At 55.1% G+C, this 15,988-nt stretch carries 15 protein-coding genes; 5 read left to right on the plus strand and 10 right to left on the minus strand.

The annotated features are described in order from the left end of the window. Together tamB and tamA are read right to left on the minus strand one after the other, a co-directional pair. Entirely contained in the window at positions 1–3,774 is a 3,774-nt protein-coding gene (tamB, locus tag BMI79_RS15545; protein ID WP_076943041.1) for an autotransporter assembly complex protein TamB, read from the minus strand. Then, positions 3,771–5,507 (minus strand): autotransporter assembly complex protein TamA, encoded by a 1,737-nt coding sequence (gene tamA, locus BMI79_RS15550; RefSeq protein WP_076943042.1) that lies wholly within the window; start codon positions 5,505–5,507, stop codon positions 3,771–3,773. The genes tamB and tamA overlap by 4 nt, the downstream gene beginning before the upstream one ends. 227 nt (positions 5,508–5,734) lie before the next feature. Between tamA and msrA the strand changes: the two genes are divergently transcribed. Beyond that, positions 5,735–6,373 carry a peptide-methionine (S)-S-oxide reductase MsrA gene (gene msrA / locus BMI79_RS15555; protein ID WP_197091745.1) on the plus strand — a complete coding sequence of 213 codons (639 nt, stop codon included), beginning with the start codon at positions 5,735–5,737 and terminating at the stop codon, positions 6,371–6,373. A 301-nt stretch (positions 6,374–6,674) separates the two neighbouring features. Then, positions 6,675–8,006 carry a polyamine export protein PaeA gene (gene paeA, locus BMI79_RS15565; protein WP_076943044.1) on the plus strand — a complete coding sequence of 444 codons (1,332 nt, stop codon included), beginning with the start codon at positions 6,675–6,677 and terminating at the stop codon, positions 8,004–8,006. A gap of 98 nt (positions 8,007–8,104) precedes the next feature. Here paeA and BMI79_RS15570 read toward each other — a convergent pair whose 3' ends face one another. Continuing rightward, positions 8,105–8,311: a DUF1107 domain-containing protein gene (locus tag BMI79_RS15570; RefSeq protein WP_076943045.1), complete on the minus strand. Its 207-nt coding sequence runs from the start codon at positions 8,309–8,311 to the stop codon at positions 8,105–8,107. A 328-nt stretch (positions 8,312–8,639) separates the two neighbouring features. Between BMI79_RS15570 and BMI79_RS15575 the strand changes: the two genes are divergently transcribed. Further along, on the plus strand, positions 8,640–9,194 hold the full coding sequence (locus tag BMI79_RS15575; protein WP_076943046.1) for a YtfJ family protein: 555 nt from the start codon (positions 8,640–8,642) through the stop codon (positions 9,192–9,194). 38 nt (positions 9,195–9,232) lie between these two features. Here the strand turns inward: BMI79_RS15575 and cysQ are convergent, their stop codons facing one another. Next, the gene (cysQ, locus tag BMI79_RS15580) at positions 9,233–9,973 is read right to left on the minus strand and encodes a 3'(2'),5'-bisphosphate nucleotidase CysQ (RefSeq protein ID WP_076943112.1); all 741 of its coding nucleotides are present in this window, start codon (positions 9,971–9,973) and stop codon (positions 9,233–9,235) included. A gap of 253 nt (positions 9,974–10,226) precedes the next feature. Between cysQ and BMI79_RS15585 the strand changes: the two genes are divergently transcribed. Further along, positions 10,227–12,179, plus strand: a complete 1,953-nt coding sequence (locus tag BMI79_RS15585; RefSeq protein WP_076943047.1) for a bifunctional 2',3'-cyclic-nucleotide 2'-phosphodiesterase/3'-nucleotidase — start codon at positions 10,227–10,229, stop codon at positions 12,177–12,179. A 44-nt stretch (positions 12,180–12,223) separates the two neighbouring features. On the opposite strand, the gene bamJ is transcribed toward BMI79_RS15585, so the two are convergent. Beyond that, entirely contained in the window at positions 12,224–12,844 is a 621-nt protein-coding gene (gene bamJ, locus BMI79_RS15590) for a BamJ family beta-barrel-assembly machinery protein (RefSeq protein WP_076943048.1), read from the minus strand. A 537-nt stretch (positions 12,845–13,381) separates the two neighbouring features. Between bamJ and BMI79_RS15600 the strand changes: the two genes are divergently transcribed. After that, positions 13,382–14,068 (plus strand): OapA family protein, encoded by a 687-nt coding sequence (locus BMI79_RS15600; protein WP_076943049.1) that lies wholly within the window; start codon positions 13,382–13,384, stop codon positions 14,066–14,068. Here the strand turns inward: BMI79_RS15600 and BMI79_RS15605 are convergent. From BMI79_RS15605 to rpsF, 5 genes are all read right to left on the minus strand, one after another. Next, positions 14,065–14,424 carry a DUF488 domain-containing protein gene (locus BMI79_RS15605; protein ID WP_076943050.1) on the minus strand — a complete coding sequence of 120 codons (360 nt, stop codon included), beginning with the start codon at positions 14,422–14,424 and terminating at the stop codon, positions 14,065–14,067. The two genes, BMI79_RS15600 and BMI79_RS15605, sit on opposite strands and share 4 nt — an antisense overlap. 109 nt (positions 14,425–14,533) lie before the next feature. Continuing rightward, positions 14,534–14,986 (minus strand): 50S ribosomal protein L9, encoded by a 453-nt coding sequence (gene rplI / locus BMI79_RS15610; protein WP_076943051.1) that lies wholly within the window; start codon positions 14,984–14,986, stop codon positions 14,534–14,536. Between the two features lie 39 nt (positions 14,987–15,025). Further along, the gene (rpsR, locus tag BMI79_RS15615) at positions 15,026–15,253 is read right to left on the minus strand and encodes a 30S ribosomal protein S18 (RefSeq protein ID WP_000135199.1); all 228 of its coding nucleotides are present in this window, start codon (positions 15,251–15,253) and stop codon (positions 15,026–15,028) included. Positions 15,254–15,257: 4 nt separating this feature from the next. After that, the gene (gene priB / locus BMI79_RS15620) at positions 15,258–15,575 is read right to left on the minus strand and encodes a primosomal replication protein N (RefSeq protein ID WP_076943052.1); all 318 of its coding nucleotides are present in this window, start codon (positions 15,573–15,575) and stop codon (positions 15,258–15,260) included. Positions 15,576–15,583: 8 nt separating this feature from the next. Continuing rightward, entirely contained in the window at positions 15,584–15,979 is a 396-nt protein-coding gene (rpsF, locus tag BMI79_RS15625) for a 30S ribosomal protein S6 (protein ID WP_037404458.1), read from the minus strand. Between the last annotated feature and the right edge of the window lie 9 nt (positions 15,980–15,988).

The following is a 15,988-nucleotide window of genomic DNA, read 5'->3' on the forward strand; positions in this document are numbered from 1 at the left end:
TTAAAACTCAAACTGATAGAGCACATCCAGTGCTTGGTCAATACCAGACACTGCTTCCAGATACAACCTAGGCATCAGGCGGTATCGCAACGTCAGCGTGGCCAATGAGTCGAATATCCCCACCCCATATTTTACTTGTAAGCCGGGGAGGACATAGCCGCTCACCACTACCTGGGAGCTGTCGCCAACTCCTTCCGTATCTAGGGCCAAATTACTTACGCCAAACGCCTCGCCGATTTTACCCACAAGTTGACCACTTTGTGCAACCCCCATGCCAATTAACATTGAGGTCATGGCGTTGCCATCAGCCCCGGTACTGCCCAAACCTTGGCCCCGCAGCAGGTAAGAAAGCGCTTCCTGCTGAGATAGCGTCGGATCCGAGAACACCTCAAGCCTTGGCGCATCGGCCATGCCGGTCACCCTCACCCCGGCGGTCACACCGTCCTGGGTGGCGTCTGGGTTACGCACCGCTTCGATATTCAGCAGAGGCTGATCGGGCGGGCCAGAGAATAGCAGTTGGCCTTTGCGTACGATCAGATCCTGCCCGTAAGCGTGGAAACGCCCCGATGGAATATCAATCTGCCCGTTCAGCCCCAGGCCATTGCGATCCTGTACCACCCGCAGGTTACCACGCAGCATGGCTTTCAGGCCGAAGGCATCCAGCCGCACGTCGTTGCCGATACGCACCATCAGGTTACTGTTGATCGGGATCGCTGCCGTGGCCGGTTGAATCGGCTTCAGTTGATTGTCGAGCATCACTTCGTCACGGGAAACACCCACGGCACTCTCCGGCAGCTCCTGCACCGTGATGCGCGCCCATGGGATATCGACCGAACCGTTGAGTGAGAACAACTGTGGCGTGGCCTCAAAGACCAGATCCGGCGAAACATCAATGCGCACCATCGGCGGTATCGTTACCCGCAGTTGATTGCCTTTGGCAGCAATGCGCGCACGCCAGGCATTGATATCGTGCCAGTCGGCATCGCCCGCCAGATTCAGTTGCCCATGCGTAGTGCTGAGCAACCCTTCCAGCGTCGATGTCATACCGTTGAAGTTCACCGCCAGGCGGCCTTCGGTCATGTCAAACGGCATCCAGTGGCCGGTGATTATCGCTTTATCCAACGCCAAACGGCCAAATACCAGCGGCCTTTGCGCGCTGCCGCCCAACTGCAGATTGGCATTCAGCATTCCCGAGGCTTTTTCGCCCTGCGTCAACATCGGCTTCAGCAGATCCATCGAAATATTGGTGATATTCACATTGCCGCTGATATTACGGCGCACCTGCGGATCGGCAATCTGAATATTGCCGTTGAACTGCCCATTGTTGACCAGCTTGATCAGCCAGTCAGCCTGTACGCGACCATTGTTCATGCCGGCGTTGAGATTGAGCGTCTCAAAAGCGATCGGCAGCGCGCTGCCCTGCATCTGCTGCACCACTTTCACGCCGTTGCCCACCAGCGAAACTCGCGCCTGTGGCAGCGCTCCGCCCGGTTGCCAACTGACGTCCGCCCGGCCGCTGAAGACGCCACTCAGCGCAGTATCCGGCCCGATAAATGGCTTAATCATTGCCAGATCAAAACGGTTAAGCACCACGCTGGCCTGGCCGCTGGCCCCGGCTTCAATGGTTCTCGGCACACACAGCTCGGCATTCGGGTTCTGCCAGCAGTGTGGCCCAACGCTGATTCTCTGCTGCGCATTCAGGTAATCCAGCGCGATAGAGCGAGTCAGACGCCATTCACCGACTGGCGTATCAAAGCGGGTATTGTTGAGATCGCCGCGCCAACGCTGCTGCTGGCGATCAAAGCTGCCCGTCAACTGAAGTTGCCCGGAAACCGGATTACCCTCAACATTCAGTTGCAGCCGATGCTGGCGTTCGCTGCCACGCGCATCCAGCGTCAGTAAGTTGAGCTGCAGTGCATCCTGCTTCAGTTGTTCAACCCGCACGGTCAACTGCCCTTGGATCTGATCGGCAGAGCGCACATCCCCGTCCACTTTCACCCGATTGATATGCAGCGCTTGCCATTGCAACCCCAGCGCCGTCAGATCGGCCAGCAACTGCGGTGCCTGCAGGTTGCCACGCAGCCTAAGCTGGCCCCTGACCGTTCCCCCCAGCCCCGGCAGAGCGCCATCCAGGTGTGGCGCATCAATGTTGGTATCCAGATTCCAGTCTTTCTCATCAAGCTGGCCTTTGGCGCTAAGCGTATTGCGCCCCAACGCCAGTTCGATACCGGGTATGCGCCACTGCCCGGCGGCATTACCGCTGAGCGTGCCACGAGCCGAGACTTTGTTTTGCCTCACATTGCCATCGAGCTGCAATACCGGCACCTGCAGTTGCCAACTGCCGCCGTGCAAGCTGCCACGGGTGGTGATTTTGCCATCCAGCCGTGCTGGCCACTCCGGCCATTGCTTAGCGGTATTAATGCCGCTGAGCGTCAGCTGCGACGTCCAGCTTATCGCCTTGCTCCAGTCCACCAGCGCGGTGAGATCGGTATTCCCCTGCAGCGCCGCCACGCGCAGGCGTTCGAGCCTGAACTGTGCCAGATTACCTTTACCGTCCAGCATCAACGCCGCCGGTGGCAGATCCTGCCCCTGGAGATTCGCCCGGGTCGATAGCGCGTAATCGGCGGCTGTGCCGTTGAGGCGCAGGCGTAAATCGTTCACCTGATACTGTGCTTCACCGGCCAGTGGCCACTTCAACTGCTTGCTTTGCAGCGTCAGAGCCAGCGGCAAGCCGGCTGTTGCCAACCGGGTTTGCGCATCAAGCTGCGCACTCACTGGGCCAGAGAGATTCAACGTCGCTTTCAGCTCTTCACGCAGCGCGCCGTCGATGTTCAGCTTCACCTTTTCGCCTTTCAGCGCATCGATGTTCAACGCACTGTTGACCGCAATAGCCACTGGCCAGCTGCCGGTCAGCGTTGCCTGGCCTTTGGCTGAAAGGGAACCCTGCGGCGATTTCACGTCGAAACTGTCGAGCTGAATGTGCTGATCCAGAGTGCTGAGTTGCAGCAACAGGCTGGTGATCAGCACGTCGTTATCGCCGGTCAAACGCCACTGTTCACCGCTGATTTTTTCAACGGTGATATCAAGCGGCAGGTGGATTTCCGGTAATTCGGGTAGCAACGGTTTGCTGAACAAGGCTTGCAGGGTTTCCGCCAAGGGTTTTTCAGCAGACGCGGGCTCTGCCACCTTTTTCACCGGCGCATCAGCAACGGGTTGGGCCGGGGTTTTCGGCAAAGCAATCAGCAAAGAACGGATTGAGGTGGGCAGCAAAGTCAATGCACGCTGCTGCCACTGGGCACCAGAGCGGAACTCTCCGAGCGAAATAGCAGTATCATCCACGCTGACCTTGACGTTATTCAACGCCAACAGGCGCAGCGTAATCGGGTACGGCGTGCTGAGGTTGGTGAGTGGCTCGCTGGTTTCCGGCACCGGAGCGGCAGGAGCCATGTCAGCGGTTTTCACCACCACATCCACATCTTGCGCGCTTAACGCATTGATACACAATGAACTGTGTTTGAGGCAGGAGAGATCAAGCGACAAATGGAACTGCCCGGCATTAACCGCGACGCCTGGCATCTGGTACTTCACGCCTTTCAGCGTCAAATCACGCCAGCCACCGCTGACGGCGGCAATTTCCAACCCCGGAACCCAGCGTACCGCCCCGTTGATCACCATATGCAGGCCGGTCGTCGTCCCCAACAGGAATGCCACTGTCCCCACCAGCAGGAACAACAGGATCAGGAACCCCAGACAAATCTTTTTTACCAGGCTCATAGTTCAGGCCCCAAACCGATATAGAACTGCACGCCGTGGGTTTCTTGATCCCCAATCGGTGCGGCGATATCCAGCTTCACCGGCCCCACCGGCGACTGCCAGCGCACGCCAACGCCCGCGCCGGTTTTGATATCACGCTGCCTGATATCATTCACTGCCTCCCCCGAATCGACAAACATCGCCCCCCACCAACGGCCGGTGACGTTGTACTGATACTCCAGCGAGCCCGTCAGCATTTTAGAGGCGCCGGTCAGCTTGCCACTGTCATCACGCGGGGAGATCCCCTGGAATTTGTAACCACGGATACTGCGATCGCCGCCGGCGAAAAAACGCAGGTCAGGCGGTATTCTGTCGAAGTTGTTAGTTTCAATCCACCCCACCTGGCCGCGCACCACAAACCGGTGTTTCTCCGCCAGAGTGCGGATCCAGACGTTCTGCGCCTGCAGCAGCGCGAAATCGGCGTCGGATCCCCAGGTGGTGTCGGAAATATCAATGGAATAACGTTGGCTATCGCCCCAGACCGGCATCAGGCCGCCGCGTGAGCGCGTACGGTTAACCGTAGCCCCTGGGTAAAGCAGCATGGTGGTATCGGTGACCAGCCCTTGGGTAAAGTGGTCCAACCGCCAGCTCATCGTTAACGCTCGCTGCCAGCCGCTGGAGAGATCCCAGTTACGGGAAACCACCATTTTGGTACTGTCCGATTGAGTATCGTTCAGATCGGTACGTTTGAAACCGCCCTGCAGCAGGTAATACTGTTCAAGCGGGCTTCTCAACAAGGGAATGCGATAGGTTAAATCCAGCTGTTGCTCCGGTGCCGAAATACTGGCACCGGTGGTCAGGCTCTGGCCGCGGTCATTCAACCACGGCTTGCGCCAGGTTCCTCTCACCCGCGGGCCAATGTCGGTAGAAAAACCACCACCCAGCTCCACAATATTACTGTTACGCGGCGTCACCAGCGCATCCAGCGGTAAAATCCGGCTCTCTTTGGCGTCGTGGAAATCAGGGGATACCACCACGGAGTTAAACCAGTTGGTCGCGGATAAACGGCGGTTCAGCTCGGCGAGATCGTTCGAGCTGTAATAATCCCCCTGATGAAAGGGCACCAGATTTTGCAGGTAGTCATCACGGATTTGCGAGCCCTGAAATTTCACCTTACCGAAGTGGTAGCGCTCGCCGCTGTCGAAATCGATATCCCAAAAAGCCTTGTGCAGTTCCTGCGCGACACCAAGCTGGCTCTTGACCATATTGGCATCGAAGTAACCCTTGCGCAGTGCCAGCCCGGTCAGGGCGTTTTTAAAGCTGTCATACTGGCCGTGGTTAAGGATTTCACCCACGGTCGGGCGGCTGCTCTTAACCAGGTTGAGATAATCTTCATCGGTGCGCGCGCCGCCTTCCAGGTTGATATTCACCCCAGCAATCCGTACTGGCTCACCAGGATCGACTTTGGCATACAGCACCGGGCGCGAAAGCGTCGGGCGATCGTCCAGCGTGAACTCAATCGTCGGCTCATAGTATCCCAGCGGCCGTAAGCCCTGACGGATAGCCGCATCCACGCGTGCGCGAAAGCGCCCCTCGGCGCTGACCTCTTCCGGTGTGATCCCCGAAAGACGCACGCGGACGTTGCTTTCCAACTCCCCACTCAGGCCTTGAACCTGCAGCCGCAAATTCGCCGCAAATACCGATGGCACAGCGAGCAGCACACATAAAACGCAAAGGACCGGGTATCGTGGCACACGTTCTCCTTAATTGATTTATTTCCTGCCAATACCTTTGCTCTGGAGCCAGGCATTTTCTTGTTAGCGAAAACAAGACGCATTCTTGGCTTTTTGCGCTCAAAATACTGCGTTAAGCTTATACATAAACACAACATAGACTTATTGTGGGCAAAGAAGTGGCCAGTTACAACTGACACACGCCACTCTTAGGTCAATTCTTACTGCAGCTACAGGAGTAAACCGTGGTGCAATTCTTTGATAAGTCTCAAACCGTTGATCAAGCAAACGCGTTACCTGGCCGTACCACGCCGATGCCGGTGGCAGCAACCAACGAAGTGACTGGCCATTCCATGACGGAGGTTCCCGCCGGGATGGAAGTCGCCATCTTCGGCATGGGCTGCTTCTGGGGCGTCGAGCGCCTGTACTGGCAACAGCCAGGGGTTTACAGCACCGCCGCCGGTTACAGCGGCGGATTCACACCAAACCCTACCTACCGCGAAGTGTGCAGCGGCCAGACCGGCCATGCCGAAGTGGTGCGCGTGGTGTTCGATCCGCAAATCACCAGTTATCAACACCTGCTGCAGGTCTTCTGGGAAAACCACGATCCGGCGCAGGGGATGCGTCAGGGCGGGGATATCGGCACGCAATATCGCTCCGCCATCTACTTTTTATCGCCAGAGCAGCAGGCAGCAGCGCAACACAGCCTGCAGCGTTTCCAGCAGGCGATGAATGAGGCGAAGGATAAACGCACTATCACCACCGAAATCGCGGCCGCACGGCCATTCTATTACGCTGAGGACGATCACCAGCAGTATCTGCACAAGAATCCCGCGGGCTATTGTGGCCTGGGTGGGATCGGGGTTTGTCTTCCACCACAGGGTTAATCCGTTGACCAGCGGTAAATTTTTAACCGCTGGCGGCCTTCACGGGGCTACTGCTATACTATGCAGGCTGCGTTTGCAGCCTGATAGCTTCTTTTTAGCTTTTGTACCCAATGGATTTCAAGATGCAGGTAGGCGGCAACGGAGTGAATCCCGATGAGCTTACTCCAGTAAGTGATTCGGGTGAACAAAGGCAGCCAACACCCCTGCAACTTGAAAGACGACGGGTATATCACTACTTTTTTCACAATATATACCCCCTCCGAAAAAGCGCCGTCATCCCGTCGGCACGAATGGATAGATTATGTTAAACAGTATTTTACTGATTCTTTTTCTGATTGCGGTGAGTGCGTTTTTCTCACTTTCAGAAATTTCTCTGGCTGCATCACGCAAGATCAAGCTCAAGCTGATGGCCGACGAAGGTAACGTCAATGCCGCCAGAGTGCTTAAACTGCAGGAAACGCCCGGTATCTTCTTTACCGTGGTGCAAATCGGCCTTAACGCCGTGGCCATCCTGGGCGGTATCGTCGGCGATGCGGCCTTTTCCCCCACCTTCAAAGTGTTATTCGATCGTTTTCTGCCGCCGGAACTGTCGGAGCAAATCAGCTTCATGTGTTCGTTTGTGCTGGTGACCAGTCTGTTCATTCTGTTCGCGGATTTAACCCCGAAGCGCATCGGTATGATTGCACCAGAGACGGTCGCCGTCCGGATCATCAACCCGATGCGTTTCTCGATCATGATCTGTCGGCCGCTGGTGTGGTTCTTCAACGGCATGGCTAACCTGATCTTCCGTCTATTCAAACTGCCGATGGTGCGTAAAGACGACATTACCTCTGATGATATTTATGCCGTGGTGGAGGCGGGTGCGCTGGCCGGGGTGCTGCGCAAGCAGGAGCATGAGCTGATTGAAAACGTGTTTGAACTGGAATCACGCACGGTGCCGTCGTCGATGACCTCCCGTGAAAGCGTGATCTATTTCGATTTACGTGAAAGCGAAGACAGCATCAAAGAGAAGATTTCCACCCACCCACACTCCAAATTCCTGGTGTGTGATGGCCACATTGATCAGGTGGTCGGCTATGTCGACTCCAAAGACCTTCTGAACCGCGTGTTGGGCAACCAGAGCCTGGTGCTGAGCAGCGGTGTGCAGATCCGCTCAGCACTGATCGTACCGGATACCTTAACCCTGTCAGAAGCGCTGGAAAGCTTTAAAACCGCAGGGGAAGACTTTGCGGTGATCCTCAACGAATATGCGCTGGTGGTAGGCATCATTACCCTGAACGATGTGATGACCACGCTGATGGGCGATCTGGTCGGCCAAGGGCAGGAAGAACAGATTGTGGCACGCGATGAGAACTCATGGCTGATTGAAGGCGGCACGCCGATCGATGACGTGATGCGCGTACTGCACATTGATGAATTCCCGCAGGCCGGTAATTATGAAACCATCGGTGGATTTATGATGTACATGCTGCGCAAAATCCCCAAACGCACCGATTTCGTCAAGTATGCGGGTTACAAGTTTGAAGTGGTGGATATTGATAGCTACAAGATTGACCAGCTACTGGTCACTCGCCTGAGTGACAAACCCACCACCCTGCTGCCGAAAACCCCGGATGAATCCCCTCAGGCCTAAGTGACCGGCACCAGAAACATCAGCGGCCCCGATTGGGGCCGCAATTATTTGCAGGTTTACTCCTCAATACCGGCTTGCAAGACGCCGGGGATAGCGTATCAACCCATTTCGGCTTGCAGTAGCAACACCTGACGGTTGACCTCTGACATCACGCTGAAATGGCGTTTGTCACGCACCTTCGGTATCAGAATTTTGCCTTTGTCGAATTCGAATGCCCCTACATCTTTGATGTACAACCGCCCTCGGAACAGGGTTTTTACATATTTCGCCACTTTCAGTGGGTTATAACGCTGGAAGATTCTCATTGTTTTACTCTCCTCCCATTGGAGCTCTACGTTCAGCGAGCCGCAAAGCGGCGGCCTCGAAACCTGAAACGCAACTTATACTTGCTGTCTAGTAGACCTAGTAAAGACTATTTTGTTCCACTCCGCCTGGTTTTCTGCCTGGATTTACACTTTTTGACAGAATTGTATGGAATTATTTATGGTTTTTTCAGTATAACCATTCAAAAAACGCATGATAGGAACCAGAAGGGAAAACTGCGATCCGGCTAACAGGACAGACCTCTGACGACCACCTATGCTTTAGGCACCTGCGTATCATTGATAATAATTTCCCCTTTCAGGAGAAAGCATGAAAAAGAGTAGCCTGCTGATAATATCGCTGCTGTTAGCCCCAATGCTGGCCTCAGCACACAATTTCCAGCTCCAACAGCGCCTCGCCCCTATCGGCGTCAGCGACAAAGGTGAGTTGGATTACGATAACGATAAGTTTAGCTATAAAAACTGGAATAGCGCGCAGCTCAGTGGAAAAGTCCGTGTCGTCCAGCATATTGCTGGACGCACCTCTGCCAAGGATCTGAACGATCCGCTGATTGAAGCCATCAAGGCCGCTAAGCTACCGCACGATCGTTACCAGACGACGACCATCGTTAATACCGACGATGCCATCATCGGTACCGCCATGTTTGTGCGCAACAGTATTGAAGACAGCAAAAAAACCTTCCCATGGTCGCAGTTTATTGTCGATAGCAATGGCATCGTCAAAAAAGCCTGGGATCTGCAGCCGAAGGGCTCAGCGATTGTGGTGCTGGATCACGAGGGCAAGATCCAGTTTGCCAAAGATGGCGCGCTGACGCCGCAAGAGGTGCAGCAGGTGATAACGATGCTGCACCAGTTGCTGAAATAACAGGTAGGAGCCCCGCCGTGGTCGTTGGCGGGGCAGTGCTAAAACAGCGAAACCCGGAAGCCGGGGTTAAGAAAAGACTCACGCGGTGTATACAGCAGCGGCTTGCCCTGCCAATCGTGGATTTGTGCCCCGGCAGCCACCGCCACCGCATGCCCTGCCGCAGTGTCCCAGATATTGGTTGGCCCAAAGCGCGGATAAAGCTGCGCTTTGCCTTCGGCCACCAGGCAAAACTTCAGCGATGATCCCACCGCCACCGTATGGTGCTCTCCCAACTGCTTCAGGTAATCTTTTAATTCATCGTCGCTATGGGAACGGCTGATCACCACCAGAGGCGGCTGCGCGTTTCTGACGCCGATCGCACGGCGTTGACCATGCTCTTCCTTCCAGGCTTTACCGCGTTCGGCCAGATACAAAACATCCATTGCAGGCGCATACACCACGCCCATCACCGCTTCCCCCTCTTCGATCAGGGCAATATTGACCGTAAACTCGTCGTTGCGGTGCAGGAACTCTTTGGTGCCATCCAGGGGATCGACCAACCAGTAGCGCGTCCAGTGGCGACGCACGTCCCAAGCGGGTGGATCCTCTTCCGACAGCAGCGGTATGCCCGGCGTCAGCGCGGCCAAACCCCGTTGGATAATATGATGCGCGGCCAGATCGGCGGCGGTAACCGGTGAATCATCTTTTTTTTGTGCAACATCAAGTGGTTGTGCACCGCTGTACACCGCCATAATCGCCGCCCCCGCCTCGCGGGACAACTGGCAAATTTGCTCTAACATCATCCACCTCTGAAACTCAGTTTCTCGGGAAATCCCCATGGCTATAGCTAGCAGCCTAGTTTTTTTTCTATCGAATATCCATCCCAACCACTTAACTCGCGGTATTTCCTCAAGTCTTACGGGTCACAACTTTGCACTTCGCTGCGTTACATTCGGCAATTTTCTGCCAAACTTCACAGTTTGATGATACACCCAATGATAATTACATATTCCTTTGCGATACCTCTCGAATATTAATGGAATGGAGACAGCCATGATAAAACGGCCATTAAAATTATCCGCCCTGGCTCTGCTGGTTTGCGCTTCCGCACAGGCCGCAACGGTCGATTTACGCGTGCTGGAAACCACCGACCTGCACAGCAACATGATGGACTTTGACTACTACAAGGATAAACCCACCGACAAATTCGGCCTGGTGCGCACCGCCAGCCTGATCCAGCAAGCACGGCAGCAGGTAACCAACAGCGTGCTGGTGGACAACGGCGATCTGATCCAAGGCAGCCCGCTGGCCGACTACATGTCTGCCAAAGGCTTAAAACCTGGCGATATTCATCCGGTTTATAAGGCCATGAACACCCTGGATTACGCGGTGGGCAATATCGGTAACCATGAGTTCAACTACGGCCTCGATTACCTGAAGAACGCCCTCGCTGGTGCTAAATTCCCCTACGTCAATGCCAACGTCATTGACGCAGCAACGCAAAAACCGTTGTTCACGCCCTACATCATTGTTGATACCCCCGTGAAAGACCGTGATGGCAAAGCACATACCTTACGCATCGGCTATATCGGCTTTGTTCCGCCGCAAATCCTGAGCTGGGATAAGGTCAATCTGCAAGGCAAGGTCAGCGTCAACGACATCACCGAAACCGCCAAACGCTATGTCCCTGAGATGCGCCAGCAAGGGGCCGATCTGGTGGTCGCCATTCCCCATTCAGGCCTTTCCAGCGAGCCTTATAAGGCCATGGCAGAGAACTCGGTGTATTACCTCAGCCAGGTGCCGGGTATCGATGCCATCATGTTTGGCCATGCCCACGCGGTATTCCCGAGCCAGGATTTCGCCAAGATTCAGGGGGCTGACATCGATAAAGGCCTGCTGAACGGCGTGCCAGCGGTGATGCCAGGCCAGTGGGGCGATCACCTTGGCGTGGTGGACCTGCAACTGAATAACGACAGCGGCCGTTGGCAGGTCACTTCCGCCAAGGCAGAAGCCAGACCGATCTACGATAAAGAGAATAAAAAGTCGCTCGTGGCAGAAGATGCCGATCTGGTGAAAATTTTGGAGCAGGATCATAAAGCCACGCGCGAATTCGTCAGCAAGCCGATTGGCAAGTCCGACGGCAATATGTACAGCTATCTGGCACTGGTACAGGACGATCCGACGGTGCAGATCGTCAACAACGCGCAAAAAGCGTATGTCGAACACTACATTCAGGGCGATCCGGATCTGGCGGATCTGCCGGTCCTCTCCGCTGCAGCTCCGTTTAAAGTCGGCGGGCGCAAGAACGATCCCGCCAGCTTTGTCGAAGTGGAGCAAGGCCAGCTCACCTTCCGTAACGCCGCCGATCTTTATCTCTACCCGAATACCTTAGCGGTGGTCAAAGCCAGCGGGCAAGAGGTGAAAGAGTGGCTGGAGTGTTCCGCCGGGCAGTTCAATCAGATCGATCTCAACAGCAGTAAAGCGCAGGCGCTGATTAATTGGGATGGGTTCCGCACCTATAATTTCGATGTCATCGACGGGGTGAATTATCAGATCGACGTCAGCCAACCGGCGCGCTATGACGGTGAATGCACGCTGATCAACGACAAAGCACAGCGTATCACCCACCTGACCTTCAAAGGTAAACCGATCGATCCGCAGGCGACCTTCCTGGTGGCGACCAACAACTATCGCGCCTACGGCGGTAAGTTTGCCGGAACCGGCGATCGCCATATCGCCTTTGCCGCACCGGATGAAAACCGTGCAATACTGGCGGCCTATATCAGCGCAGAAACCCAGAAACACGGCGCGGTCCACCCACAGGCGGATAATAACTGGCGTCTGGCCACGTTGCGCAGCGCGCAACCGCTGGATATCCGTTTTGAAACCTCACCCAGTGAGAAAGCCGCCGCATTTATCAAAGAGCATGCGCAGTACCCGATGACGTCGGCGGGTAGTGATAGTCTCGGCTTCGCCGTTTATCAGATTGATTTATTGCAGAAGTAAAACGAACAGGGCGCCATGAGTGGCGCCCTGTTATGCAGCATGACTTACAGAATTTCCAGCAACTCGACCTCAAAGATCAGCGCGCTGAATGGCGGGATAGATGCGCCAGCGCCACGCTCACCGTAGGCCAGATCGTGCGGAATATACAGCTGCCATTTGGAACCGACGGGCATCAGCGTCAGCGCCTCGATCCAGCCGGGGATCACGCCGCTAACCGGGAATTCCGCCGGTTGGCCACGCTCAACAGAGCTGTCGAAAACGTCACCGTTAATCAGGCGGCCAGTGTAATGCACACGTACGCGATCCTGGCGGGATGGGATTGGGCCATTACCCTGTTCCAGCACGGAAAACTGCAGGCCAGATTCGGTTAACGTCACATCATCACGCTTGGCGTTATCTTCCAGGAAGCGCTGGCCTTCAACGGCCATCGCCTGCTGACGCTCACGACGCACGGCATCCGCACGTTCATGGATCTCACGCAGTGCGCGATGCACCACATCAACCGGAACCGCCGGGGCATTCCCTTCCAGCGCATCACTCAGGCCCGCCAGCAACGCTTCCGGTTGTAAACCTTCCAGACCGGATTCTTGCAACTGCTGGCCGACCTGTAAACCAATCCCGTAGCTTGCTTGCGCTTCAACGCTGTCAAAAGAAGGGGTTGTCATTGGGATTTTTCCTTTAGTCTCTAAAAAGTCGAAAGTGCAGCATAACAGCGCCGCCAAGCCGGGTAAAATCTTGTGTCGAGAATGATGACTTTTGTCGTGGAAAAAGAAACAATAACTTTCTTTTAACGTTCTTGGTTGTTGAACCCTTCACCGCCTTCCATCTCAAACAGTTAGCGGGCTATTATATCAATCGCTTTGAAGGGTATATACCCAAAATAATTCGAGTTGCTTGTAGGCGGCAACTGAGCGACAAATCGGTCTTTGACCGATTTGAACAGCGCTTGCGCTGGCCCGCAGGGTGAGCCTCTCTGAGGCTCATAACCCCCAGGAGCTTACTCAAGATCGTTCCTGGGGTGAGTGACAAATCTGCGCAAGCAGATTTGAACGCTGCTTGCAGCGGCCCCGAAGGGGCGAGGCCCAATATGGGCCGAGTAACGCAGCCAACACCCAAGCAACTTGAAGTATGAAGGGTATACTGTTATTAACAGTAACCCATTATGTACAGTGGCATTTTTACGCAGTTGAAGAGAGGTCACCATGGGCAGAATCGCGCCCAGGAGAAGGAAAACCACCCGAGTCTACCAGCCGCTGCTGCGTAGCTGGCTGAATCTGAGCCTGCGCCTGAAACCCGGCACGGCACCAAAGACAGAACTCCCGGAAACGCCAGAAGAGACGGACTTGCAGCCACCCGCGCCAAACGGCAAAGGGCAGCAGCTCAAAGCCCTGTGGCTGAAAGTGTGGCATCTGCCGGACAGTTTCCACTGGATGGAGCCACTGCCCAATTTTCACCGCCGCTGGGTGCTCGTTTTTGGCGCCATCCTGCTGCTTGCTTTGCTATGGCCGTATTCTGACGATAACGCCCCACGCCAGTTCCCGGTGACTCTTCAAGAGAACAACATACCGTTGCAGGCGGAACTGATGGGCAATAACGCAGAACAAACGGCCACACGGCCTGAAAGTGGCAACTGGCAGCGCTATCAGATCAAACCAGGCCAGACCTTGGCGCAACTGTTTCGCGACAGCAGCCTGCCCGTGAGTGACGTGTTTGCCATGGCGCAGGTTGAAGGCAGCGATAAACCGCTCAGCAATCTCAAAGCCGGGCAGGAAGTGCGTATCGAACGTGATGCCAACGGTGTGATAACCGCGCTGTCCGTCACTGTGGCCGATAACAGCGAAGCCCTGTTCCGCCGCCAGCCCGATGGCAGCTACCGCCGCCTGCGTTAGCCCCCCATCTGATCCAACAGGAAATCACGCAGTACAACGCCCTGGTTGTGCTGTGTATCCTTGCTGCCATACAACAACGTTAAGGATGCGCCTTGCCGTAATAACGCCACCAGCGGCTGCCAGGCGTCGTTTTCTGCCAATTGCTGACGGTAACGCCGCTCGAACTCATCCCACTGGTCGGTATGCTGGTGAAACCACTGGCGCAACGCATTATCCGGTGCCACCTGCTTCAGCCAGACCACGCCCTGCAACCTTTCCTTGCTGACGCCACGCGGCCACAGCCGGTCGATCAGATAGCAATGCTCCGGTGCCGGAACGCTAAAATCATAAACTCGCTGTAGGTTGATTTCTGCCATGTTGCGCTTCTCCTTGCCAACGGATGGCACAGAGTAGCGCGTTTTGCCCAGCGCAGAAAAGCAAAACGCCAGCACAAGGCTGGCGTTTTAACTTGGCTCACAGTCGCGATTAAGCTTCTGCAACCACCACTACATTCAGCTGTGCGAACACGTCGCTGTGTACCTGGAAGTGCACTTCGTGCTCGCCCGTGGTACGCAGAACGCCGTTCGGCAGACGAACTTCGCTCTTGGCAACTTCAACGCCTGCCGCAGTGACTGCGTCAGCGATGTCGCGGGTGCCGATAGAGCCGAACAGTTTACCTTCGTCGCCTGATTTAGACGCGATGGTGACTGAACCCAGTTCGTTGATCTTGGTTGCGCGAGCTTCGGCAGCAGCCAGAACGTCAGCCAGTTTGGCTTCCAGTTCAGCACGGCGTGCTTCGAAGAACTCTACGTTTTTCTTGGTAGCAGGAACAGCTTTGCCCTGTGGTACCAGGAAGTTACGGGCATAACCCGCTTTAACGCTAACTTGATCACCCAGGCTGCCCAGGTTTGCTACTTTATCAAGCAGAATAACTTGCATTACCTTATCCTCTCAAAGTCGTTAATGGACAGTGGCCGATTACTGATGACGATCAGTGTACGGCAACAAAGACAGGTAGCGCGCGCGCTTGATAGCACGGGCCAGCTGGCGCTGATATTTTGCACGAGTACCGGTGATACGGCTCGGGACAATCTTACCACTTTCAGTGATGTAGTTTTTCAGCGTAGCGATGTCTTTATAGTCAATCTCTTGAACGCCTTCCGCGGTGAAACGGCAGAACTTGCGACGACGGAAATAACGTGCCATTTGGCTAGTCTCCAGAATCTATCAATTCAATCTGCTCGGCATGCAGGACCAATTTGTTCAGCCCGTTGCGCCCTTGATGGCAGCTAACGAAGCCTTGAACGGTTACCTGACTGCCGACCGTTAATCTTTGAGTTAAAGCTTGTGACTGTTGTCCGCTGACAACCACGGGCATTCTGCACCAGGCTTGTCTGCTGAATCCGGCTTCTACCTGTGCTGAGCGGTGCTCAAGCACAAATTGGCAGTGGGGTATGCCGGAAGGACTCACTTTTCGCACCGGCGTCTTGCACACTGTGCCAGACAACACCAGACGATTAGCCGTCACAGCGGCAATTACTCTTCAGAATCCCCAGCATCATCATCAGCGGTTTCGCTAGCGAAATCATCGCGGCGATCGCCACGGCGTTCGTCTTTCGCTTTAACCATTGGAGATGCTTCAGTTACCGCGTGCTTAACGCGCATAACCATGCTACGGATAACGGCGTCGTTGAAGCGGAAGTTAGTTTCCAGCTCATCGATCGCTTCCTGCGGAGCTTCAACGTTCAGCAGAACGTAGTGAGCTTTGTGCAGTTTGTTGATCGGATAAGCCAGCTGACGGCGGCCCCAGTCTTCCAGACGGTGAATCTGACCTTGCGCGTTAGTGATAGTCGCACTGTAACGCTCGATCATGCCCGGAACCTGTTCGCTTTGGTCAGGATGGACCATAAAAACGATTTCGTAATGACGCATCGAATTGCT

Source organism: Serratia oryzae (assembly GCF_001976145.1).
GTDB classification, from domain to species: Bacteria; Pseudomonadota; Gammaproteobacteria; order Enterobacterales; family Enterobacteriaceae; genus Chania; species Chania oryzae.